This is a genomic window from Methylobacterium sp. J-078, from assembly GCF_022829285.1.
In the GTDB taxonomy this organism is placed as follows: Bacteria; Pseudomonadota; Alphaproteobacteria; order Rhizobiales; family Beijerinckiaceae; genus Methylobacterium.
In genome coordinates this window covers 99,200-123,284 of sequence record NZ_JAKSYI010000132.1, presented here as the reverse complement: position 1 = coordinate 123,284, position 24,085 = coordinate 99,200, and the positions used below count along the sequence as shown (strand labels likewise).

The following is a 24,085-nucleotide window of genomic DNA, read 5'->3' as shown; positions in this document are numbered from 1 at the left end:
GCTCAGGCGTTCCAGCCCTTCGAGACCGCGTCGCGCACGGCGTCCGCCATGGCGACGTCGAACACCAGCATCTCCTCGGCGGCCTTCAGGGTCCGCAGGCGGTCGGCGAGTTCCAGCGCCTCGCCGGGGATCGGCGCCGGAGCGGGCGCCTGCGCGTCGATGCCGAGGCGATCGAAGAGGGTGGCGGCGAAGGCCTCGAAGAAGTCGCGGTGGCCGACGATGCCCATGCGGGCCAGGACCTCGATGGCCACGATGGAATGGCCCGGCATCAGGCGGTCGTCCGGCAGCTTGGTGCTGAACTGCCGGGTGAGGGGGTTGTAGAGCATGCGGTAGGCCGATTCCGGCAGCATGCGGAAGAAGCGCTTCAGGCTGCGGCTGTCCGAGAAGTCATAGTCGTTGACCGCCTGGACCGCCTCCTTCAGCTGCCCCGCGCGCCAGGCCTGGGCCGGATCGGCCGTGATGGCGGCGCGCGCCTTCAGCCAGAGCAAGCGGGTCGCCATCTCCACGTAGGGGTCGTGGATCAGGGTCGTGGTGAGGATCTCGTCGCCCACGAAGCACCCCTCGTAGCGCGGCATCAGGATCAGACCCGAGAAGAAGGACGACGTCAGCCACGGGCTCTCGAACAGCACCCGCAGGACCTCGTCCGAGAGGGTGCCGATCCCGAAGTAGCTCTGCTGGAAATGGTCGAACAGCACGGACTGGATCGCGCTGTCGCCGTTGATGCTGGTGTCGACCAGGACGACCTTGGCCCGGATCACGTCGGTGCGCGGCGAGCGCCGGTAGATCAGCACGTTGGTGTCCGCGTCGTAGAGTTCCACGCGCCGGGCCTGGCTGATCCCCGGGGCCTGGGCGTCGGTGATCTCGAACACGCACTGGCCGGTGGAATGCCAGCCCTGGAGCCGGATCACGTCGTCGACGAGCCAGGCGTCGAGTTCCGCGACCCGGCGTCCCTCCAGGGCCACGTAGATCCGGCTGATCGCCGCCGGATTGTCCGGCGCGACCCAGCACCGGATCAGCGCTCCGAGATCATGATCGACGTAGAATCGCATTCCTCAACCGATGTCTGCCTCAACCAATGCCTGCCTCAACCGATGCCTGCCGCGCGTCGCGCGCAGGCCGGGCGGACCGCCGTGCCGGCCTTAGCGCATTTTTCATCGCAGTGCAGCGTCATCGGAATCCCGCGCATCTTCGATGCGGTGAACCGGACGAACCCGGCGCATCTTCGATGCGCGAGGGGCCTTGCGCCCCCCCGGACCTCCGGCTATAGCCCCCTTCATCGGCGCCGGACGGCACCGATGAGGGCGCGTAGCTCAGCGGGAGAGCACTACCTTGACATGGTAGGGGTCACAGGTTCGATCCCTGTCGCGCCCACCATCCAGCTTGCTTGGATGGTTTAGACTTGGATGGTTGCGAAAATGGGCTCCGGAAACGGGGCCCTTTTCGCATTTCGGGCTGTTCGATGGAGGGCCGTTATGGCCCTGCGACAGTCGGGATTTCGATGAAGGGGCATGACCTCTTCACACAATGCCCACCCGCGCTGCGGGCAACACGCGCACGATCCGGGGGCACTTTCGCGCCGGGCCTCCGACCGCGGCCAAAGCCGAGCGCGGCCATCCTCGATTATCGGACCCTGCGCTCGACGCCCGGGAGCGGCGAGCGCGCCGGCTGCGACGAAGCCAAGCGCGAGCAGGGCTCCAAGGTCCACCCGGCCGTCGCCACCGGCGGCGACGTCGATCTGGCATGGGGCGACCGGGGCTGGACCGGGCAGAGGCCGCGACCACGCACGGCATCGAACCGGTGATCATCACATTCCCTGAAGCCAAGCGCCGGAGGCCAAGGCGCGGCTTCGTCCTGCCGCCACAAAGCTGGGCGGCGGGGCGCTCCTGCGTCCGGGCGACGCGCCTCCGTCAGCTCGTCCAGGATCACGGGCGCTATCCCGGCACCCTCACAGACGTCCACATCGTCGCCTTCGTCCGCATCGTTCCCAAATGCACCGCTCAACTCTTGGGCCACGCACGACGATCTCTGCGCAAGATGATCGTCTCTATCGTTGATAGATTTTGACATCAGCTTCATTGTCTCATAATCTTAACACGATACTATAAATTAAATTAACATTACTACTTTATTCATTCTTGATTGTTATTTTCGGTTACGTTCGAAGACAGATATCGCGCGCAGGGGCACAGTCGAACGCAATCGTCGTGACCTCCCTCGACGGGCAACCGGCCGGTTTGATTAACCCGTCATTAACCACGCGAGTGTTTGATGATGCAGCGCGAAATGAGGCGCGATCCTGCAACCGCCAAGGGCACCGCACCGTGTCTCATTTCCCCAGAATGCTGCCGGCCCTCCTCGGCCTGCTGGCCCTCGCGCCGACCTCGACCCTCGCTGCCGATTGGTACACGGGCGCGGCGCAGGAAGTGGCGGGGGACGAGTGGATCGTGGCCGTCGATGCGGGCGCCACCGTGACGACCAACAACTCCGCGTTCGGGACCATCACGGCGACCATCGCGCCCGTCGGCAACCTCCTCAACGACGGCCTGCGGGTGCGTCTGCAGGGGGTGGCCGGCACCTATTCCTATCCGGGCGCGGCCGTCCGCCAGACGGTCACCGGCGTCCAGCAGGAAGGCACGGTGATGCTCGGCTACGAGTGGATCTGGCAGCAAGCGGCGCTCGCGGGCTACATCGGCATGAACGTGCGCAGCAACGAACTCTCGATCCTGGACCCCGGCAATCCGGTGGTCGGTACGGGCCTGGGCGTGAAGGTGGCGGCGGACCTCTACGTGAACCCCACCGAGAACACGCTGTTCTCGGCCAACGCCTCCTACTCGACGCTGTTCAACGCCTATTACGCGCGCATCCGCGCCGGCGTCGCGGTGGTGCCCGGCGTGTTCGTCGGTCCCGAGGCCACGCTCCTGGGCGACGAGTTCTTCAACGGCTGGCGCGCCGGCGGGCACATCACGGGCTTCGCCATCGGCCCGATGAAGTTCTCCCTCGGGGCGGGCTACGCGTTCGACCGTATCCGCAAGGGTGGATACTACACCAGCGTCGATGGCCGCATCGCGTTCTGAAATCGAGCCGGAAATGCACCGCCGTCGCGGCATTCCATCGTCCCGTCCTTCCCTCGCCTAACGCGGAGTGGCCCCATGCCACCCTTTCTCGTTCGAACGATCTGGCTCGCCAGCGCCGCGTCGACCATACTGTTGCTGTCGCAGCCGCTCGGCACGGACGTCCAGCTCGAGATGAGCCTCGGGGCCATCGGGGTCATGGTCCTCCTCTGGTTGTTCGCCAAGGGGCGCACCGGGCGCCTGATGTTCCTCGCCGTCGGCAGCCTCGTCGTGCTGCGCTACGTCTACTGGCGCCTGTCGAGCACGCTGCCGCCGGTCAGCGACCTGCCCGGCTTCACGGCCGGCCTGATCCTGGTGGCGGCGGAACTCTACTGCTTCTACATCCTGGCGGTCAGCCTCGTGATCAACGCCGATCCCCTGCGCCGCCCCCTGCCCGCGCAGGAGGCGGACGAAGACCTGCCGACCGTCGACATCTTCGTGCCCAGCTACAACGAGGACCGTCACATCCTCGCGACGACCCTCGCGGCCGCGAAATCCCTCGACTACCCGGCCCACAAATTCACCGTCTGGCTCCTCGACGACGGCGGGACCGACCAGAAATGCGCCGACGTCGATGCCGCCAAGGCCGAAGAGGCGCGGGCGCGCCGCAAGGTCCTGCAGGCTCTCTGCGCAGATCTCGGGGTGTCCTACCTGACCCGGCGGCGCAACCTCCACGCCAAGGCGGGCAACCTCAACAACGGCCTCCAGAACTCGATCAGCGAGATCGTGGTGGTGCTGGACGCCGACCACGTCCCCTTCCGCTCCTTCCTGCGCGACACGGTCGGCCATTTCAGCGCCGATCCGAAGCTGTTCCTCGTGCAGACGCCGCACGCCTTCCTGAACCCGGACCCGATCGAGCGGAACCTGAAGACCTTCGAGCGGATGCCCTCAGAGAACGAGATGTTCTACGCGGTGGGGCAGTGCGGCCTCGACAAGTGGAACGGCTCGTTCTTCTGCGGCTCGGCCGCACTGCTCCGGCGCAGCGCGCTGGACGAAGCGGGCGGCTTCTCCGGCATCACCATCACGGAGGATTGCGAGACCGCCTTCGAGCTGCATTCGCGCGGCTGGACCAGCCTCTACGTCGACAAGCCCCTGATCGCCGGCCTCCAGCCGGAGACGCTGTCGGCCTTCATCGGGCAGCGCTCGCGCTGGTGCCAGGGTATGCTTCAAATCATGCTTCTCAAGAACCCGCTCTTCAAGAGTGGGCTGAAGCCGATCCAGAGGCTCTGCTACCTGTCGAGCATGACGTTCTGGTTCTTCCCGCTGCCGCGCCTGATCTTCATGGCGGCGCCGCTCCTGTACATCTTCCTCGACATGAAGATCGTCGTCGCTAACGTCGACGAGGCCATCGCCTACACCGCCACCTACATCGTCGTGAACCTGATGATGCAGAACTACCTCTACGGGCGGGTGCGCTGGCCCTTCGTCTCGGAACTGTACGAGTACGTGCAGGGACTGTTCCTGATCAAGGCGACCGCCGCCGTGATCCTGTCGCCGCGCAAGCCGACCTTCAACGTCACGGCCAAGAACGTCAGCCTCGACCACGACCAGCTCTCCCCCCTGGCGCTGCCCTACTTCGTCGTCTTCGCGGTGCTCTTCCTCGGGGCGGCCGTCTCCGCCTACCGCTACGCCTTCGAGCCCGGCGTCACGGACCTGATGCTGGTGGTCGGCCTCTGGAACCTGTTCAACCTCATCACCGCCGGTGCCGCCCTCGGCGTCGCCACCGAGCGGCGCCAGACCGAGACGGCGCCGTCCCTGCCCGTCGACCGGCCCGCGGTGCTCACCCTCAACGGGAACGTCATCGACGTGACCGTCGAGCGCATCTCCAGCGCCCGGTGCCGGATCCGGATGGACGCCGTGGTTCCCATGCGCCGCAGCGACGACGGTTCGGTCGGCACCCTCTCGGCGACGCACCAGGCCCCCATGCCGCTCCTGAGCCATGCCCGCACGATCCCGGTGCGCGTGGCCGGCGTCACCGCCGCCGGCGAGGAATCGGTGTGCGACCTCGTCTTCGAGACCCTGACGCCCGGCAGCTACTTCGCCCTCGCGGACATCATGTACGGCGATGCCGGCGCGATGGTCCGCTTCCAGCAGCGCCGCCGCACCCACAAGGACATCCTGTCGGGGACCGTGCAGTTCATCGGCTGGGGCCTGACCGGACCGATCCGGGCGCTCGCCTGCCTGATGACGGAAACCGCGCAGCGCCCCGTCGCGGAGGAGGCCCCGAAGGCGGGCGCGGCGAGCGCGCGCCGGCGCGCCGCCGATCCGGCCGCGCAGCCGGCGCCGAAGCCGGCGACCGCTCCGCCGCCCGCCGAAGGGTCGCCGAGCTGGCTCCAGCTGATGGTCGAGACCGAGAACGCCGCCGACGAGTCGGAGCGCGGTCGCCGGTCCTCCGACCGGATGGTCACCGCCCCGGCGGGGCTGCGCAGCTAAGGTCGCCCGCCCGCAAACGCGTCCCCGGACAGCCTACCCCTCGGATCCGAGCTCGAACCCGGCCATGCCCGTCTCCTCACAGCGCCGCCCCCGATCGCACAGCGCCCGCGCGCTGACATGGGCCGGCCTGCTCCTCGCGGTCTCCCAGCCCGCCCTCGCGCAGAGCTTCATCGGGCGCGGCGCGCCGCGAGTCCTCGCCGTCCCCGACGCCGAGCGCGCCGCCCGTCCGGCCGTCGCCGTCCGGGCGGAGGCCGAGCCCGCGGCACCACCCGCCCTGCCGCCGCTGCCGCAGCGCCCGTTCCCCGCCCTGTCGAGCAGCCTGCGCCTGAGCGGCGAGGAGAGCGCCCTGCAATGGCCGGTCTACCTCACGGAGGCCCAGTCCCGGGAGCACCTGCGCCTGCGCATCGGCTACCTCGCGGCGATCTCGGTCGTGCCCGATGCCTCCTTCCTCACCGCGAAGGTCAACGGCACGGCCATCGGCCGGAGCGAGATCAAGGCGCCCGGCGCCATCCGGATCATCGAGTTCGACATTCCCGCTGACCTCCTCAAGCCGGGCTACAATGCCCTGGAGATCGACGGCGTTCAGCGGCACCGGGTCGATTGCTCGCTGGACGCGACCTACGAACTCTGGACCCAGATCGACCCGGCCTGGACGGGCCTCGTCTCGGCCTCCGGTGCGGCTGCCGCCAACTCCCTGCGCGACCTGCCCGCCATCGCCCCCGATGCGCGCGGCATTGTCCCGATCCGGATCGTCCTGCGCAACCGGCCAGGGTTCGCGACCTTCGAGCGCCTGATCGGCCTCGTCCAGCGGCTGGCGCTGGCCGGCAACTTCAGCCAGGTGGCGGTGGAGTTCGCCGGCGAGACCCAGGGGCCCGCCGGCCTCGACATCCACGTGGCGGAAGCTGATGCCGTCTCGGACAGCCTCGGCCGCCAGCCCCTGACCTTCGAGCCGGCGCAGGGCGACCGGGCCGCGCGGATCACCCTCGCGGGCGACACGCCCGCCGAGATCGAGGCGGCCAGCCGCATCGTCAGCGGCATCGCCACGCGCGAGCCGATGGGCAGCCCGCAGGGCCTTCGGGCGCTCGCCCTCGCGCGGGGCGTGCCGACCCAGGGCCGCGAGACGTTGCCGTTCTCCGCGTTCGGCCTGGAGAACCGGGAATTCGGCGGCCGCCTGTTCCGCACCGGCTTCGACCTGACCCTGCCGACGGATTTCGTGCCGGCGGATTACGACAAGGTCGCCCTCACCCTCGCGGGCGGCTACGCGGCGGGGCTGGAACTCGGTGCCCAGATCATCGTGGACGTCAACGGGCGCAACGTGGCCAGCGTGCCCATGGCCAATGCGGGCGGCGCCCTGTTCCGGGACGAGACGATCGCCCTGCCGCTCAGCCGCTGGCGACCCGGACGGAACAAGGTCGAGGTGAAGGCCCTGCTCCCGGCACCCTCCGACCGGGCCTGCGAGGGGGGAAGCGCGAAGAACCGCTTCCTGCTCCTCGACCGTTCGACCCTGGCGGTTCCCCGACTCGCCCGGGCGATCCGCCTGCCGGACCTCGCCGCGACCCTCGGCGGCGGCCTGCCGAAGGTCGCGCCGGGCCAGCGCCCCCGCCTCGTCGTGCCGGCGCCCGACCGGGAATCGATGGCCGCGGCCGCGACCCTCGCGGTCCAGATGGCGCTCTCCGCCGACAAGCCGATCGATTTCGAACTGACCAACGATCGCGCCCTCGAGGGGCGGACGCCGACCGTGGTGGTCGGGCCCGCCCGCTCCCTCGATCCCGCCATCCTGCGCACCACCGGCCTCGATCCGGACCAGATCCGCCAGATCTGGCAGGGCAGGGCGGCCACGCCGGCCCTGAGCGAGCCCGGCCGCCGCTTTGCCGTGATGGACGGCGCGAGTCTCGACCGCCTGCGCAACGACCGCCCCCCGGCCTGCGCCCTTCCGGCCGCGGGCCCCCGTCCGGCCGGGACGGTCGGCCGGTCCCGGGTCGACGCCGCCGAACGGCGGGAGCGCGACGTCGTCGCCGAGTGGAACGGCGCCACGGCCTCGCAGGACCGCCTCGCCGACCAGGTGGCCACCATGTCCGCCCGGCTCGGCGCGGCGGCCCGCGAGAGCTGGGCCGCCACCAAGGCCTGGGCCGAGGATCAGGTCCGGGAGCCCGAGATCGAGATCGGCGCGCAGGCCTCCCTGATCGTCAGCCAGGGCCTGCCCGGACGCGACCCGAACGGCCTCCTGACGGTGTTCACGGCGCCGAGCGCGGCGACCCTCCAGGCCTCGGCCCTCTGCCTCACCACCCCCTCGATCTGGAACCGGATCGAGGGCCGTGTCGCCACCCTCGACGCCAACGACGGCTCGCTGACCAACCACGCGGCCAAGCAGGCCCGGTTCGTGGAGAGCGGGCCCATGTCCCTGGAGAACCTGCGCCTCGTGGTGGCGGGCTGGTTCTCCACCAACCCGAGCGTGTTCACGCTGATCCTGTTCGCCGCCGCGATCAGCCTGGGCTTGAGCACCTCGGCGATGCTGCGCGGCCTGGGCCGGGCCAATCCGGGCGCAGCCGCGAAATCCGACAACGAGGGGACCATGCGATGAGGCCGTCTCGCGCGCACGCCTACGCGGCTTCGCTCTGCCTGCCGCTGCTGGCCGTGATGCCGGCGGCCGCGCAGGCCCCCATCCCCCTCGACAGGAAGGCCCAGGAGGCCAAGCCTGGCGATAGCAAACCGGGCGACGGGAGGGGGAGCGAACCGCGGCTCAGCGACGCCAGACCCGGCGACGGCAAGTCAACGAACGGCAAGTCAACGGAGGGAAAGCCAACGGACGGAAAGGCCGCCGACCTCAAGCCCGCCGGTCAGGGCGGCGCCGGGCCGGCCGAGGTGCTGCCGATGCTGAACAGCCTCGGGAACACGCCGGCCTGGCGCAGCTACAAGGCGCGCTTCGTCACGGACCAGGGCCGGGTCGTCGACACCGGCAACGGCCGCATCAGCCACAGCGAGGGGCAGGGCTACGGCATGCTGCTCGCTGTGGCCGCCGGCGACCGCGACGCCTTCCAGCGGATCTGGAACTGGACTCGCGCGAACCTGATGGTCCGCGACGACGCCCTGCTGGCCTGGCGCTGGGAGCCGGACAAGCGACCCGCAATCGCCGACATGAACGACGCGACGGACGGCGACATCCTCGTGGCCTGGGCGCTCGCCGAGGCCGCCGAGGGCTGGTCCGACGAGGGCTACCGCCTCGCCAGCCGGCGCATCGCCGTGGACATCGCCCGGCGGACGGTCCTGTTCCGTAACGAGGGGCCGCCCCTGCTGCTGCCGGCCATGAGCGGCTTCTCGGCCGAGGAGCGTAGCGACGGGCCGGTGATCAACCTGTCCTACTGGGTCTTCCCGGCCTTCCCGCGCCTGGCCGCCGTCGCGCCGGAATTCGAATGGAGCCGTCTCGCCGCCGTGGGCCAGGACCTCACCCTGCGCGCCCGGTTCGGCGCGGCCCAGCTGCCGACCGAATGGATCTCGATGCGCGGCGGCCAGCCCCAGCCCGCCACCGGCTTCCCGCCGCACTTCTCCTACAACGCCGTTCGCCTGCCGCTCTATTTCGCCATGGCGGGAATCACCGAGCGCACCTACTACGAGCCCCTGCTGAAGCTCTGGGCCGAGCCCGACCCCGCCGGGCTGCCGATCATCGACACGGCGAGCGACGCCGTGGCGGGACGCATGGCCGAGCCCGGCTACGCGGCGATTCCCGCCCTGGCCGCCTGCGCGGTCGCGGGCACGCCGCTGCCCGCCGGGCTGTCGGACCCGGCTCCGAACGAGAACTACTATCCCGCCACGCTCCACCTTCTGGCCCTCACGGCCACCAACATGAGGTACCGGTCATGCCTCGGCCGCTGAACCCGCGGCGCGGCGCGGCGCCGCTCCTCCTCGCCCTCGCCGGGGGGCTTGCCGGGACCTTGGCCTGGGCCGGGCCCGCGGGGGCGCAGCCGGCCCCCGTCCGCACCGGGGTGCTCCAGCTCAACGAGCGGCGCGCGCCGGTCATCCTCGACACTCCGCAGAACGCGGGCGGCGCCGAGATCATCGACGAGAGCGCCCTGCGCTACTACGCGGCCCAGCGCCAGGGCGAGCGCGTCCAGGCCGAGATCGCGCGGCTGCGGCGGCGCCATCCGAACTGGACCGTGCCGGCCGACCTCGACACGCTGAAGCCGAGCCCGCCGGAGGAAGCCCCGATGTGGGACCTCTTCACGGCCGGCCGCTTCGACGAATTGCGCACCGCGATCAGCGTCCGCCAGTCGGTGGATCCCGGCTGGCAGCCCTCGGAGGACCTCGCGCGCAAGCTCAACCGCGGCACCCTGCGCAGCGCCGCGCGGGCGGCCGCCCGCGACGGCTCCTGGGACGACCTCATCGCCCGCGTGAAGGGGACGCAGGAGGGCATCCAGAACCTCGACATCGACATCGCCTGGACGCTGGCCGAGGCCTATGCCCGGACGGGTGACACCGCCTCGGCCGCCGCCCTGTACCGCACCCTCCTCAAGGAGCAGGCCGACCCCGCCCTGCGCCTCGCCACGGTGCAGAAGGCCATGGCGGTGCTGCCGATGGCCGCCGTCGAGCCGCTCCTCGCGATGCGCGGCCCCGGCAGCGAGGGCACGGACGAGTTCCGGTCCATCCACGGGGACGTGACCCGGGCCCGCATCGTGGCGGTCCTGCACGGGCAGCCGGCCGGACGCATCGAGCCGGCCGACCTCGCCGCCCTCGGCGACCAGGCCCGCCGCGTGGGCGAGCCCGCGCAGATCGCCCTTCTGGGCTGGTACGCCTATCACCGCCGCCAGTTCCGCGAGGCCCTGGACTGGTTCAAGACGGCCCTGTCGCGCGGCGGGGACGCCGCGGTGGCGACGGGCCTCGCCCTGTCGCTGCGCGAGATGGGGCAGGACCGCGAGGCGGAGGAGATTGCCTTCACCTGGCGAAACGCCTCGGTGACGAACCTGAGCCTCTACGTCGACATGATGGAGCGGCGGCTGGCCGAAGGCCCGGCCGCGCCCGTCGAGGCCGAACGCCTCGACCGGTTCGCCAAGGTCGTCCTCGCCACGAGCGCGCCGGAGGGGGCGCAGGCCCTGGGCTGGTACGCCTACAACGCCTGCCAGTTCGAGGCGGCGGCGGACTGGTTCCAGAGGGCCGTCGCCTGGCGGCCCCGCGAGGCCTCGGTGCTCGGCTACGCCCTCAGCCTGTCGCGCCTCAAGCGCACGCGGGACTACCTCGAGACCGTGAACCGGTATGACGGCCTGTTCCCGAAGGTGGTCGAGCTCGTCTTCGCCGAGCCCGATCCGCAGGCGCGCGACACCGGCCCGTGCGGACCGGCCCCGGCCATCGCCCAGCAGGCAGCAGCCGTCACGCCGCCGCGCGTGAAGGTGCCCAAACCCACCGTCGCCACCACGCCGGTCCGGCCCCTGGCGGTCCAGCGCGGCGAGTTCCCGATCGCGGTCGCGGCCGAGAACCCCCTGCGCTTCGGGGAGGGCGCGCCCCTCACGTCGCGGGTGCGCGACGGGGAGTACCTGCGCGAGACGCGCGGGACGCCGCCCCTGATCGCCCGGCGCGTCGTCGGGGTCGGTCCGATGCCCTACGAGCGCTACGGCTTCACCCTGCTGCCGGGCTGGAACGGCCTCGCCCGAGCGAGCCTCCAGGCCGGGCCGCCGGTCCCGCCCCTGGGCACCCTCGCGCAAGCCGAGAGCGGCATCCTCGCGCAGACCGGCTCGCCCCGGTCGGCGCAGCCCCGGGACGGCGACCGCTTCGGTCCGTTCGACACCGCCAGCACCGACCGGAGCGGCCCCAGGAATCCAGGACTGGATCGATGAACGGACCGATGCCCCCCGCCGGCTGGCCCCGCGCCTCCACCCGAAACACGCTGTTCCGGATGGCCGGCCTCGCCCTGGGCCTGACCCTGCTGGGGGCCTGCCAGACCGCGAAGACGAGCCGGACCGCCCCGCGCTTCGAGACGGCGTTCACCTCCACGGGGGCCGCCGGCAACCAGCCCCTGGTCTTCGTGCCGAACAGCGGCGCCATCGAGTCCGTCCAGGAGACGCGCTCGAGCGCGAGCCTGCGGCAGCGCATCGTGTACGGCCAGTCCCGCGGCCGGGTGGACCTCACCATCGCGTCGGGCCGGGTGTGGGACGATCCGGCCCTGGCCAAGCCGAGCCGCGCCGGTATCGCGGCCGAACTCGCGAGCCTGGAGGATGGATATGCCTACCGCATCGTCCGTCAGCCGGTGAGCAACGCCTACGGACCCATCGGGGTCGCCGTGAGCCAGCGCTGCGCCTATGCGTGGCAGTGGATCGAGGGCCTGCAGCGGGTCGAACTCGGCCGCGCCGCCCTGCGCGGGCCGGTCTCGGTCTCGCTGCGCGTGCAGCATTGCGGTCGCAGGCCGATGGCCGCCGAGACGCTCCTGGCCGACCTCGCCCGCATCCGCCTCGGCGTGTCCGGCGATGCGGTGGCCCGCGCGCCGCGCCCCCGGATCGCGCGGCCGAGACCGGCCGCCGAGCCGGTGGCCGCCCTGGCCCCGGTCGCCCCACCCGCCGCTGCGCCGAACCCGGCTCCGAGCCCGCCCTCCGTCGCGGTCAACGGAAGCCGCACCCTTGTGATGCTGCCGCCCGCCCCGGCGGGCCAGTCCTACCTCGCGCAGCCCGCTCCGGCTCCGGCCACCCAGACCGTCCCCGTCGTTCCCAGGCCGGCGGCCGCGGGCGGATCGGATCGCGCGCGCTTCCTGACCGACGCCCTGCCGGCCTCCGGCCGCGCGCCGCCGCCGGCCGGCTGGTAGGATTCTGCGCGTGGCGGCACCGGAACTCGCGACCTTGCTTCCGGCCCGGATCGATGTGGCGAGACGGAGTTTCGAACAGCTCTAGATAAAGGCCGAACAATACATCACACCCGATGATACGTTGGGCGTCAAGCTTGTCGCCCGATCAAATTCATGCAGACTGATCTTGCACCTGCATCGATGAACGGACATCCAGCCGCCCCGCCGCATGAGCCTGACGCCCGCACAGATCCTCGATCTCGCCCCCGATGCGTCGAGCCGCAAGGCCGGACAGGATCAGGGAAAGCCCCAGAAATGGGCCGGCCTCGGCCGGGCGGGCACGGTGATCTGGGGCGAGATCAAGGGCAGCGGGGCGAGCCCCTACCGCACGGTGGCGGACCTCGCCGGGCCGGCCTCGAAATGCAACTGCCCGAGCCGCAAGTTCCCCTGCAAGCACGCCCTCGGCCTGATGCTGGTCGATGCGGCCGCGCCCCTCACGGAGGCCGAGCCGCCGGACTGGGCCGCCGCCTGGATGATGGCGCGCGATAGCCGGGCGGCGGCCGCCGAGACCCGGGCCCAGGCGCCGGAGAAGCCCGTCGACGCGATGGCGCAGGCCAGGCGCCGGCAGGCCCGCGAGGACCGGATCGCGGCGGCGCTGGACGAACTCGACCTCTGGCTGCGCGACCTGATGCGGCGCGGGCTGGCCGCCGCGCGCGCCGAACCCTACGCCTTCTGGGACCGCATGGCCGGCCGCCTCGTGGACGGGCAGGCCCCGGGCCTCGCCCGCCGCGTGCGCGCCCTGCCGGGGCTGATCGCGGCAGCACCCCAGGCGGGCGCGCCCCGGCCGGACGCCGCCCTCGCCCTCGCCCTCGGGCGCCTCGCCCTACTGCTGCGCGCGGCCCGCCGCCTCGAGGCGCTGGCGCCGGAACAGGTGGCGGGGGTGCGCGCCGCCCTGGGCCACCCTGTCACCGCCGAGGAGATGGCGACCCGGCCGGACCACACCGACGTCTGGGCGGTGCTCGCCCACGCGGTCGAGGAGGAGGACCGCCTCACCGCCCGCTCGGTCTGGCTCGTGGGCCGCGCGAGCGGCGCCATGGCCCAGGTGCTCGATTACGGCACCGCGGGCTCGCCCCTGCCGCCGGCTCCCGCCGCCGGCCAGGATTTCTCCGGGGCACTCGCCTTCCAGCCCGGCGACCCGCCCCTGCGCGCCGTCTTTCGCGGGGGCCGCGCCGGCCCGGCCGCGCGAGCGGATCTGCCCGGCGGGACCAGCGTCGCGGCGGCGCGGGACGCCTTCGCCGACGTGCTGGCGCGGGCACCCTGGACGGAGCGCTGGCCCGTGCGGCTGAGCGGCGTGCGGCTCGGGCGCCTCTCCGGCGGCGCGGCGACCTTCGCGGCGGGGGACGGGACCGGCAGCCTCGCCCTGCGGGCCGATCCGCGCCTGCCGAGCCTGCTCGCGGTGGCGGCGGGCCGTCCGGTCGACCTGTTCGGCCTCCTCGACGGCTACGGCCTCCAGCCCCTCGCCCTTGTCGCGGAGGGTCGACACTACGCGGCACCGGCGCAGGATGCGCAGCCCGTCCTGCTGCAAGTGGCCTGATGGAAAGGGGCCTGATGGAGGCGACCGATCCCGCGACGGATGGCTGGGAGCCGACCCTCGCCGCCGCGCTCCTCGGCGCCGAGCGCGCACCGCCCGCCGCGCCCGGTCCGCTGACCGCCCTCGTGACGGAGGCCGATCCCGGCGCCGCCCTGCTGGCGCGCCTCGCCGCGGAGGGCGTCCATCACCGCGCCGGCCTGGACCTCGGGCCGGATGCGCTGGTCCCGCTGGCACCCCGCGACACCCTCGGGCCGGAATGTCCGCCCGCCGCAGCGATGCGGCTCCAGGGCCTCCTGGCGGAGGGTTACCCCACCCGCGACCGCATCGCGGAGTGGTTCGATCTCGCCGCCGCCTCGGGGCTGCGCCCGCCGGCCCGGCTGCTCCAGACCCTGCTGGTCCAGCGTGGTTCCCTGCCGGCCGCCGCCGAGGGCGTGGTGGGTGCCGAACTCGACTGGCTCGCCCGCGCCTGCGGCGAGGCCCTGACCCAAGACGGGGACGCGGCAGAGCCTTCGGACTGGACGGAAGGCACGGTCGCCGAGCGGCGCACCGCCTTCACGGCCTTCCGCGCCCGCGATCCCGAAGGCGCGCGCGCCGCCCTGGAGCCGGTCTTTCGCAAGGAGAAGGCCGATGCGCGCGAGGCCCTGGTCCACGCGCTGGCGACCGGCCTGTCGCCGGCCGACGAACCCTTCCTCGAAGCCTGCCTCGACGACCGTGCCGGCGGCGTGCGGCTGGCCGCGCAGCACCTGCTGCCGGGCCTTCCCGGCTCGCGCTACGCCGAGCGCATGGCGACCCGCGCCCGCGCCGCGCTCAGCGTCGAAAGCAAGCGGAAGCTGCTGGGCGGCACCACGCACAACCTCGTCGTCACCCTGCCGGAGGAGAGTCCGGAGCTGACCCGCGACGGCGTCGAGGCGAACGCGTGGGAGCGGCGCGGGGGCGGCGCCCGGGCCGGCCTCCTGCGGGCGATCCTGGCCCGCAGCCCGCTCCACGCCTTCGCCGAGCATCCGCCGCGGCTCTGGATCACACTCGCTCTGCGCAGCGAATGGGCGGACCCGGTCTTCCACGGGTTGTTCTCGGCGGCCAAGCGCACCCGCGACCCGGCCTGGTCGGAAGCGATGGCCGACGTCACGGCGGAAGCCTACGAGGGCAAGGTCTCCGGCGTCCGCCGCACCAACGAGGTTCTGGGGATGTGGGCGGAGGCGCTGGATCTCCTCCCCGACGCCGAATGGGAGGCCCGGGTCGCAGCGCTCATCCGTGCCCGCAAGATCGAAGTGGTGCTGGCCGTGCTCGGCCAAGGCCCGGAGCGTTTTTCGGACGCCTTCAGCACCACGCTGCTCGACTGGCTCGCCCTCGTCACCCGCGGCTCGGACAGCCTGCGGCGCGATCTGGCCAAGCCCTGGGTGATCGCCCGCCTCGGGGACCGGCTCTGGCCGAGCGACGCCTCGGCGGCCTCCGCCGCCGCCATCCTGGCGCGCCTGCCGGAGGTGGAGGGCGACCGCCTGCGCACGCAGCTCACGGGATTGACCAGCGTGCTGGACTTGCGCGCCGCGATCCGGCGCGACTTTCGACCGGACACCACCACCGGAGGAACGACTCAAGGATGACATCGACCAACGCCGTCAAGGCCGCGCAGCTGCGCCAGGCCGCCGAGGATGCCTTCGCCGAGGAGATCGCGGCGCTCCGCCAATCCGACGACCGGCCACGCCCGCCGAACTGGGGGATGTCGCCGCAGGCGGTCGTCACCTACCTGCTCGGCGGCAGGCTGGCTTCCGGCTTCGAGGTCACACCGAAGTATATCGGCGACCGGCGCCTGATGGAGGTCGCGGTGGCGACGCTGGCCACCGACCGGGCGCTGCTGCTGCTCGGCGTGCCGGGCACCGCCAAGAGTTGGGTCAGCGAGCACCTAGCGGCGGCGATCTGCGGCACCTCGCGCCTCATCGTGCAGGGCACCGCGGGCACCAGCGAAGAGGCGATCCGCTACGGCTGGAACTATGCGCTGCTGCTCGCCAAGGGTCCGAGCCGCGAGGCGGTGGTGGCCTCGCCGATCATGCGGGCGATGAACGAGGGCCGCATCGCCCGCGTCGAGGAGCTGACCCGCATCCCCTCCGAGACGCAGGACAGCTTCATCACCGTCCTTTCGGAAAAAACCCTGCCGATCCCCGAACTGAACGAGGAGGTCGCGGCCCAGAAGGGCTTCAACCTCATCGCCACGGCCAACAACCGGGACCGTGGCGTCAACGAATTGTCGAGCGCGCTCAAGCGCCGTTTCAACACCGTGGTGCTGCCGCCACCCGCCACGATCGAGGCCGAGATCGCCATCGTCGAGACCCGCGTCGCCGCGCTCGGCCGCGCCTTCGAGATTCCCGCCGAGCCGCCGGGCGCCGAGCAGATCCGCCGCGTCGTCACGATCTTTCGCGAACTGCGCGAGGGCATCACGGCTGACGGCAAGAGCAAGGTCAAGCAGCCCTCCGGCACGCTCTCGACGGCGGAGGCCATCAGCGTCGTCGGCAGCGGGCTGGCGCTCGCAGCCCATTTCGGCGACGGCCGCCTCTCGGCCCACGACCTCGTCTCGGGGATCAGCGGCGCCGTGGTGAAGGACCCGGTGCAGGACGCCATCGTCTGGCGCGAATACCTGGAAACCGTGGTCAAGGAGCGCGACGGCTGGAAGGACCTTTACCAGGCCGCCCGCGCGAGCGCGTGATGCCCGAGATCCGCCTCTTCGGCATCCGTCACCACGGTCCCGGCTCGGCCCGATCGCTCAAGGCGGCACTCGACGCGTTCAACCCCGATTGCCTGCTGATCGAGGGGCCGCCGGACGCCGACGCGCTGATCCCGCTCAGCGTCCAGGAGGGCATGGCGCCCCCGGTGGCGCTCCTCGTCTACCGGCCGGACCGGCCGCGCGACTGCGCCTTCTTCCCCTTCGCAGCCTTCTCGCCCGAATGGGTGGCGATGCATCACGGGATCGCCGCAGGTGCCGGCGTGCGCTTCATCGACCTGCCGCACGCAATCCAGCTCGCCGACGGTTTCGGCGCGCCGGAAGCCCCGCCCGAGGTCGCGCCGATCGATGCGGAGCCGGTGTCCGAGGCGGCCGGAAACGCGTCCGAGCACCAGCCGGCACCGGCCGCGATCCGGCGCGATCCGCTCGGCGAACTCGCGGCACTCGCCGGCTATCCCGACGGCGAGCGCTGGTGGGACGCGCTGGTCGAGAGCCGCGCGGGCGCCGACGGCGACGTGTTCGCCGCGATCGGCGAGGCGATGGCGGCCCTGCGTGAGGGGGCCGAGACCGACGCCGACGAGGCGTTTCGCGAGGCGGCACGCGAGGCGCATATGCGCTCGGCGATTCGTAAGGCGGCCAAGGAGGGGTTCGGGCGCATCGCCGTGGTCTGCGGCGCGTGGCACGTGCCGGCGCTCGCCCGCCACGACGCCAAGGGGCAGGCCACGGCCGATGCAGCGACGCTGAAGAACCTGCCCAAGACCAAAGTGGCCGCCGCCTGGGCGCCCTGGTCCTACGAGCGACTGGCAATGGCCTCCGGCTACCGCGCCGGGGTGCTCTCGCCGGAATGGTACGACACCCTGTGGCATCACGAGGGCCGCGTCGCGGCCCGCTGGCTCGCCCGCGCCGCCGCGCTGCTGCGCGAGAACGATCTCGACGCCTCACCGGCCTCGGTGATCGAGGCGGCCCGGCTCGCCGAGGCGCTCGCCGGCTTTCGCGGCCGGTCCCGGCCCTCCCTCGACGACCTCGACGAGGCGGCCCAGGCCACCCTCTGCTTCGCCGACCCGGCGCCGATGGGGCTGATCCGGCGCAAGCTCGTGATCGGCGAGCGCCTCGGTGCCACCCCGCCGGACAGCCCCGGCACGCCGGTCGAGGCGGATTTCGCGGCCCAGTGCAAACGCCTGCGCCTGAAGCCGGGCGCTTCCGCCGGCGAGATCACCCTCGATCTGCGCAAGGAAACGGATCTCGCCCGCAGCCATTTCCTGAACCGGCTGGCGCTGATCGGCATCCCCTGGGGCACGCGGCGCGAGGCGCGCGGGCGCGGCACCTTCAAGGAGGGCTGGTTCCTGTCCTGGGAACCCGAGTGGGTGGTGGAGCTGGTGGCGGCCTCGGCGGAAGGCGGCACGATCGCCGAGGCCGCCGCCGGCCGGGTGCGGACTCGTGCCCACGGGGCGACCCGCGTCGCCGACCTCTCCGGCCTGATCGGCACTCTGCTCGACGCCGACCTCGCCGAGGCCACCGCGGAGGTGATCCGCGCGCTCAACGACCGTGCCGCGGTCTCGGCCGACGTGTTCGACCTGATGGACGCGCTGCCAGCCCTCGCCGAACTCGCCCGCTACGGCTCCGTGCGCGCCGCCGACACCGCGCCGGTCCTCGCGGTGGTGCGGGGACTCGTGCCGCGCGCCGCCGCCGGGCTGGTCGCCGCCTGTCAGAGCCTCGACGACGACGCGGCCAGCGCCGCCAAGACCCGCATCGTGGCCGTCTCCGGCGCGATCGCACTGATCGAGGAGCCGGAGTTGAGGGCCGTCTGGGGAGAGGCCCTGCGGGCACTCGCCGATCAGGAGCACGTCCACGGCCGCGTCGTCGGCCGCGCCGCGCGCCTGCTCTTCGACGACCGTGCCATCGACGCCGGAGAGGCCGGCGCGCGCCTGCGCCTCGCCCTGTCGCGGGCCTCCGGCGCAGGGCCCGCGGCCGCCTGGATCGAGGGGTTTTTGGAGGACAGCGGCACCGTGCTGATCCACGGGCGCGAACTGCTCGCGGTGGTGGACGCGTGGCTCTGCGGCCTCGACGCGGACCTGTTCACCGAACTGCTGCCGCTGGTGCGCCGTACCTTCGCGACGCTCGCGCCGGCCGAGCGCCGGGCGGTGGGCGAGGCGTTGGCCCGGCCGGGCGGGGCCGCTCCCGGCGAGGCGGAGGGCGCGGAACACTTCGACGCCGCGCGGGCGGCCAGGGTGCTGCCGATCCTGCACCTTCTGCTCGGCCCCGAGCCTGCCCGGACAGCCGGCGAAACCACGGGAGACGCCGCATGAGCGAGGCCGTGAGCGATACCGAGCGCCTGCGCCGCTGGCGCCTCGTGCTCGGCGGCGGGGCGGCCGAGGGCACCGGCTGCCCCCTGTCCGAGCGCGACCAGCGCATCGACCGGGCGATGGGCGCCCTCTACGATTCCGATCGCAAGGGGTCTTTGAGCGCCTCCGCCCCCTCCGTGCCGCGCTGGCTCGGCGACATCCGCGACTACTTCCCGGCCTCCGTGGTGCAGGTGATGCAGCGCGACGCCTTCGAGCGCCTCGACCTCAAGCGGATGTTGACCGAGCCGGAGATGCTGGAGGCGGTCCAGCCCGACGTCTCCCTCGTCTCGACCCTGATCTCGATGCGCGGCCTGCTCGGCGGGCGCACCCGGGAGACGGCGCGCCTCGTGGTGCGCAAGGTGGTGGACGCGCTGATGAAGCGGCTGGAAGAGCCCCTGCGGCAGGCGGTGAGCGGGGCGATCGACCGCGCCAGCATCAACCGCCGCCCGCGCCACGCCGAGATCGACTGGAACCGCACCATCCGGGCGAACCTGCGCCACTATCAGGCGGAGTACCGCACCATCATCCCCGAGACCCGCCTCGGACACGGGCGCCGGAGCCGCGGTTCGCTCAAGGACGTGATCTTGTGCATCGACCAGTCGGGCTCGATGGCCAATTCCGTGGTCTATTCGAGCATCTTCGGGGCCGTGATGGCCTCGCTGCCCGCGGTCTCGACCCGGCTCGTGGTGTTCGACACCGAGGTGGTCGACCTCACCGACGCGATGGACGATCCCGTCGAGGTGCTGTTCTCGGTGCAGCTCGGCGGCGGCACCGACATCAACCGGGCGGTGGGTTACTGCGCCGCGCGCATCACACGCCCCGAGGACACGGTGTTTGTGCTGATCTCCGACCTCTTCGAGGGCGGGGTCGAGGCCGGGCTGCTGGCGCAGGCGCAGCGCCTCGTTGCTGCCGGCGTGCAGGTGGTGGCCCTCCTTGCCCTCTCCGACGAGGGCGCGCCGGCCTACGACCGGGGATTGGCCGCGCGACTCGCCGCACTCCGCGTGTCCGCCTTCGCCTGCACGCCGGACCTGTTCCCCGACATGATGGCGGCAGCGATCCGCAAGCAGGATCTCGACGCTTGGGCCGCGGGCGCCGGCATCGCGGCGGTTCCAGCCGCCCCGCCGCCCTAGATTCAGGCGGGAATCCGGGCCCCGTCCCAGGCGAAGACGTGCCCGGTATCCTCCGGTCCGAGACCGTCGAGAACCCTCAGCAGGTGGGCGGCGCTCACCGCCGGGCTGAACAGGCCGGGCGCGTCCCTGTCCGGCCGGAAGGGCCGGGACAGGGCCGTCGTCACGGTGCCGGGGTGGAGGCCCACCACGATCGCGCCCGGATGGGTGCGCCTGGCCTCCACCGCGAGGGTGCGCAGGATCTGGTTCAGGGCGGCCTTCGAGGCCCGGTAGGCGTACCAGCCGCCCAGGCGATTGTCCTCGATCGAGCCGACCCGCGCCGAGAGGGCGGCAAAGCGGCTCCGGTCCGCGCGCGGCATCAGCGGCAGGAAATGCTTGGCGACCAAGGCGGGGCCGATCGTGTTCACCGCGAACACGGTCGCCATGGCCACCGGATCGAGGCTGCGGATCGCCTTCTCGGGCGCGACGCCGTCCCCGTGCAGGATCCCGCTCGCGACGATGACCAGCCCCACCGGGCCGGCGTCCGCCACGCGCCCGGCGGCGGCGGCGACCGAGGCCTCGTCGGTGACATCGATGATGCCGGCGCGGGCGGATGCGGGGGAGGGCGCACCGGATCGCGACAGGGCGAAGACCGGGTCGTACGCCCCCCCCGCCGCGAGGGCATCGACGAGGGCGCGGCCGATGCCGCCGGAGGCGCCGATCACCACAGCGCTGGTCGTCATGCGTCTCAACCTCGGCTCGGGCAACGATTCCGAACGGCGCGCGGGCGAGCCGGCTGCCATGCCCTGCGCCAACGCGCGGCGACGGGTTTCGGGCACGTGGCCGCGCTACCGCATCCCCCCGTTAAGCTTCTGCTGCGACAATCCCCGCGGGTCGACCGGGCGCCGCCAGGGGCGCATCGGGGGAAAGGGAAGCCGGTGAGCACGGCGAACAGCATCGCGGCGTCATCCGCCCCGTCCGATCGCTCGGCCTTCGACAACCCGGCGATTCTCTGGCTCCTCGTGGGGCTCGGCCTCTGGATGCTCTACCCCGTCGCGGGATTCCGGGACGTGGTGGGCGGCCTCGTGCTGCCCGACACCGACGACACCATGCGCCTCGTCCAGGTCCGCGACCTCCTCGCGGGGCAGGGCTGGTTCGACATGGTCCAGCACCGGCTGATGCCGCCGGACGGCGCCAGCATGCACTGGTCCCGCCTCGTCGACGCGCCGCTCGCGGGCCTGATCGGGCTCGCCACGCCCTGGCTCGGCCGCCCCCTGGCGGAGGGGCTCGTGGTGGCCCTCTGGCCGCCGGCCCTGTTCGGCCTCGGCCTCGCCCTCGTGTACCGCGCCGTCCGTCCCCGGTACGGCTTCCGCGCCGCCCTGCTGGCGCTCTTCACCGCGACCCAGACCGCGAATTTCGGCGGCCTCTTCGCCTTCGGGCGGATCGACCATCACAACGTTCAGGCGCTGCTCGTCCTCGCCCTGGCCCTCTGCCTCGCCGATCCCGTGCCCACGCTCCGCCGGGCGGCCCTCGGCGGCATCGCCGCCGCGACTTCCCTGGCCGTCGGCCTCGAAGCGCTGCCCTTCATCGCGATCGCGGGCGTGTTCCTCATGGGCGACTGGGTCCTGCGGGGCCGTACGGCTCTGCCGGCCCTGTGCGGGTTCGCCCTCGCGCTCGCCGGCACCAGCCTCGCGCTGTTCGCGGTCCAGACCGACCCGGCCCTCTGGCGCGTGACGCGCTGCGACGCGCTCTCGCCGCCCTGGCTCTGGCTCGCCGTCGCGGCCGCCGCCACCGCGCCGGTCGCGAGCTGGCTCGGCGGATTCCTCGCCACGCCGGCCCGCCGCGCCGGTTTTGCCGCTGCCTGCGGAGCCGTCACGGTAGCGGGGTTCATGCTCCTCGCGCCGCGCTGCCTGTCGGGACCGTTCCAGGACCTTCCGGCCGTGGTCCGCTTCGAGTGGCTGGAGCGCGTCCTGGAGATGCAGCCCTTCCACCGCCTCGTCCTGACGATGCCGGGGGCGGCCCTCGCCTCCAGCGCGCCGCCGCTGCTGGCCGGTCTGGTCGCCGTCCACGCGGCCCAGCGCGGGCAACCTCCGTTTCGCCGGGCCGCGGCCCTGGCCGCCGCGTTCCTCCTCGCCGGATTCGTGCTGGCGCAGTTCCAGCTGCGTGGCGTCTACATGGCCGGCATCTTCGTCGCCCTGGTGGCCGGCCCGCTGCTGGACCACGCGATCACCCTGCTGGGACGGCCCGTCCGGGCGAGCCGCAAGGTCGCGCTCCTCGCCCTGGCCCTCGCGCTGATGCCCCGATCCTGGGCGGCCCTGCTCTTGCCCCTTGATCCCGGCGGCGCGTTCCCGGTAGGCGCGAGCGGCGCGACGCAGACCGGGCCTGCGGCCGCGCAGACCTGCGATGCCGGCGGGGTCCTGTCCGTCCTCGACACCCTGCCGCCCGGCACCATCCTGGCGCCTGTCGACCTTGGCCCCGCGATCCTGCTCCGGACCCGCCACGGCGTCGTGGCCGCGCCCTATCACCGCGCCATCGCGGGTCTGACCGCGTCGGAAGAGGGCCTGCACGGCGACGAGGCCACCCTGAAGCGGGCCCTGGCGGCATCCGGGGCCGACTACCTCGCCCTCTGCGCGGGCACAGACCCCGAGTCGCCCGAGGGGCGGCCGTTCGCTCGGCAACTCGGGACGGGCGCGGCCCTGCCCGAATGGCTCGAGCGGCTGTCCGACCCGGGCGCCCCCCTGGTCGTCTGGGGATTCCGCCGGGACGGCTGACCCTCCGCGTCGGCGGCCGCCACGTACGGAAAGCATAAGATAATCCTCCATCCGATCAGGTCTTGCGGCGGAACGCCGTTTTACAAGTCGAGACCAATACGGAAGGGCGTTTCATTGACTTGATGGCCTGGTCCACCGAACAATCGCTCCCGGCGCGCCGCTTTCGCGACGCCCGGCGGCGACCCTTCGATGGGGCGCGGCCGGGCCGGTGTCGAGGCGCGCCGAACCGCCTGCATCCCCCGGGGTGATCTGTCCGTGCACGCTTGGCCGCGCCCGGGATCGCGCCCGCACGACCGGAGTGTCCCCGTGCCGAAAACATCGATCCGCCTGCTCGCCCTGGCTCTCGCCGTGCTCACGCCCGCCGCCGCTCGCGCGCAGGAGCCCGTCGCGGCGCGCCAGGCGGCGGCCGGCCCCCTCGTCAGCACCGAGTGGCTGGAGAAGAACCTCGATGCCAAGGGGTTACGCATCGTCGAGGTCAGCGTCGAGCCGGGCCAGTTCGAGCGCGGGCACATCCCCGGAGCGCAGAACGTCGCCTGGCACACCGACCTCGTGGAGACCGTGAGCCGCGACATCGCCGGGCCGGACAAGTTCGCGGCCCTGGTGCGGCGCCTCGGCATCGACCGCGACACCACCGTGGTGCTCTACGGCGACAACAACAACTGGTTCGCGGCCTGGGGCGCCTGGGTGTTCGCGCAGTACGGCCTCGTGGACAACGTCAAGCTGCTGGATGGCGGGCGCAGGAAGTGGGAGGCCGAGAAGCGTCCCCTCGACACGCGCAGCGCGGAGGTGGCGGCCTCGCGCTTCGAGGCGTCCTCCGCCTCGCCGGCCCTGCGTGCCCGCCTCTCGGACGTGCTGGCCGTCGCCCGCAAGGAGCGGGACGAGCAAATCCTCGACATCCGCTCGCCCGACGAGTTCAGCGGCAAGGTGATCGCGCCGGCCGGCGTACCCGAACTGGCGATCCGCGCCGGCCACATCCCCGGATCGGTCAACGTGCCGTGGGGCAAGGCGGTGAACCCGGACGGGACGATCAAGTCGCCCGCCGAGTTGAAGGCCCTCTACGCGGCCGCCGGCATCGACGGGTCGAAGCCCGTCATCACCTCCTGCCGCATCGGCGAGCGCTCCAGCCATTCCTGGTTCGTGCTCAGCCGCATCCTCGGCTATCCGGTGCGCAACTACGACGGCTCCTGGACGGAGTACGGCAACACGGTCGGCGTGCCGGTGGTGAACCTCGCAGGCACCGTCTGGGGCGGCAAGTGAGC

General features: G+C 72.3%; 15 protein-coding genes and 1 tRNA gene. 14 read left to right on the top strand and 2 right to left on the bottom strand.

Annotated features, from left to right (window positions below):
- Positions 1-2: 2 nt before the first annotated feature.
- Entirely contained in the window at positions 3-1,049 is a 1,047-nt protein-coding gene (locus tag MKK58_RS23260; protein ID WP_243915277.1) for a hypothetical protein, read from the bottom strand.
- Between the two features lie 250 nt (positions 1,050-1,299).
- On the opposite strand from MKK58_RS23260, the gene MKK58_RS23255 reads away from it, so the two are divergent.
- The 12 genes from MKK58_RS23255 to MKK58_RS23200 all read left to right on the top strand — a co-directional run bounded on the left by MKK58_RS23255 (position 1,300) and on the right by MKK58_RS23200 (position 20,079).
- Positions 1,300-1,374: transfer RNA gene (locus tag MKK58_RS23255), tRNA-Val, on the top strand.
- 965 nt (positions 1,375-2,339) lie between these two features.
- Positions 2,340-3,074, top strand: a complete 735-nt coding sequence (gene bcsS, locus MKK58_RS23250; RefSeq protein WP_243915491.1) for a cellulose biosynthesis protein BcsS — start codon at positions 2,340-2,342, stop codon at positions 3,072-3,074.
- A gap of 75 nt (positions 3,075-3,149) precedes the next feature.
- A complete protein-coding gene (gene bcsA, locus MKK58_RS23245) occupies positions 3,150-5,543 on the top strand; it encodes a UDP-forming cellulose synthase catalytic subunit (protein ID WP_243915275.1) in 2,394 nt (797 codons plus the stop codon).
- Between the two features lie 64 nt (positions 5,544-5,607).
- A complete protein-coding gene (locus tag MKK58_RS23240) occupies positions 5,608-8,124 on the top strand; it encodes a cellulose biosynthesis cyclic di-GMP-binding regulatory protein BcsB (protein WP_243915272.1) in 2,517 nt (838 codons plus the stop codon).
- Complete coding sequence (locus MKK58_RS23235; RefSeq protein WP_243915271.1) at positions 8,121-9,413, top strand: glycosyl hydrolase family 8; 1,293 nt, start codon at positions 8,121-8,123, stop codon at positions 9,411-9,413. Before MKK58_RS23240 ends, MKK58_RS23235 begins: the two co-directional genes overlap by 4 nt.
- A complete protein-coding gene (locus MKK58_RS23230) occupies positions 9,398-11,365 on the top strand; it encodes a hypothetical protein (RefSeq protein ID WP_243915269.1) in 1,968 nt (655 codons plus the stop codon). Before MKK58_RS23235 ends, MKK58_RS23230 begins: the two co-directional genes overlap by 16 nt.
- On the top strand, positions 11,362-12,324 hold the full coding sequence (gene bcsN / locus MKK58_RS23225) for a cellulose biosynthesis protein BcsN (RefSeq protein ID WP_243915267.1): 963 nt from the start codon (positions 11,362-11,364) through the stop codon (positions 12,322-12,324). The genes MKK58_RS23230 and bcsN overlap by 4 nt, the downstream gene beginning before the upstream one ends.
- Before the next feature lie 208 nt (positions 12,325-12,532).
- Positions 12,533-13,897, top strand: a complete 1,365-nt coding sequence (locus MKK58_RS23220) for an SWIM zinc finger domain-containing protein (RefSeq protein WP_243915265.1) — start codon at positions 12,533-12,535, stop codon at positions 13,895-13,897.
- A gap of 14 nt (positions 13,898-13,911) precedes the next feature.
- Complete coding sequence (locus MKK58_RS23215; RefSeq protein ID WP_243915261.1) at positions 13,912-15,495, top strand: DUF5691 domain-containing protein; 1,584 nt, start codon at positions 13,912-13,914, stop codon at positions 15,493-15,495.
- On the top strand, positions 15,492-16,592 hold the full coding sequence (locus MKK58_RS23210; protein WP_243915259.1) for an ATP-binding protein: 1,101 nt from the start codon (positions 15,492-15,494) through the stop codon (positions 16,590-16,592). The genes MKK58_RS23215 and MKK58_RS23210 overlap by 4 nt, the downstream gene beginning before the upstream one ends.
- The gene (locus MKK58_RS23205) at positions 16,592-18,913 is read left to right on the top strand and encodes a DUF5682 family protein (protein ID WP_243915257.1); all 2,322 of its coding nucleotides are present in this window, start codon (positions 16,592-16,594) and stop codon (positions 18,911-18,913) included. The genes MKK58_RS23210 and MKK58_RS23205 overlap by 1 nt, the downstream gene beginning before the upstream one ends.
- The gene (locus MKK58_RS23200) at positions 18,910-20,079 is read left to right on the top strand and encodes a VWA domain-containing protein (protein ID WP_243915254.1); all 1,170 of its coding nucleotides are present in this window, start codon (positions 18,910-18,912) and stop codon (positions 20,077-20,079) included. Before MKK58_RS23205 ends, MKK58_RS23200 begins: the two co-directional genes overlap by 4 nt.
- Positions 20,080-20,081: 2 nt before the next feature.
- Here MKK58_RS23200 and MKK58_RS23195 read toward each other — a convergent pair whose 3' ends face one another.
- Positions 20,082-20,798 (bottom strand): SDR family NAD(P)-dependent oxidoreductase, encoded by a 717-nt coding sequence (locus MKK58_RS23195; protein WP_243915252.1) that lies wholly within the window; start codon positions 20,796-20,798, stop codon positions 20,082-20,084.
- A 195-nt stretch (positions 20,799-20,993) separates the two neighbouring features.
- Here MKK58_RS23195 and MKK58_RS23190 point away from each other — a divergent pair, with 195 nt between their 5' ends.
- Entirely contained in the window at positions 20,994-22,826 is a 1,833-nt protein-coding gene (locus MKK58_RS23190) for a hypothetical protein (RefSeq protein ID WP_243915250.1), read from the top strand.
- 336 nt (positions 22,827-23,162) lie between these two features.
- Positions 23,163-24,083, top strand: coding sequence for a sulfurtransferase (locus MKK58_RS23185; RefSeq protein ID WP_409565309.1), 921 nt, complete (start codon positions 23,163-23,165; stop codon positions 24,081-24,083).
- The last annotated feature ends 2 nt before the right edge of the window (positions 24,084-24,085 follow it).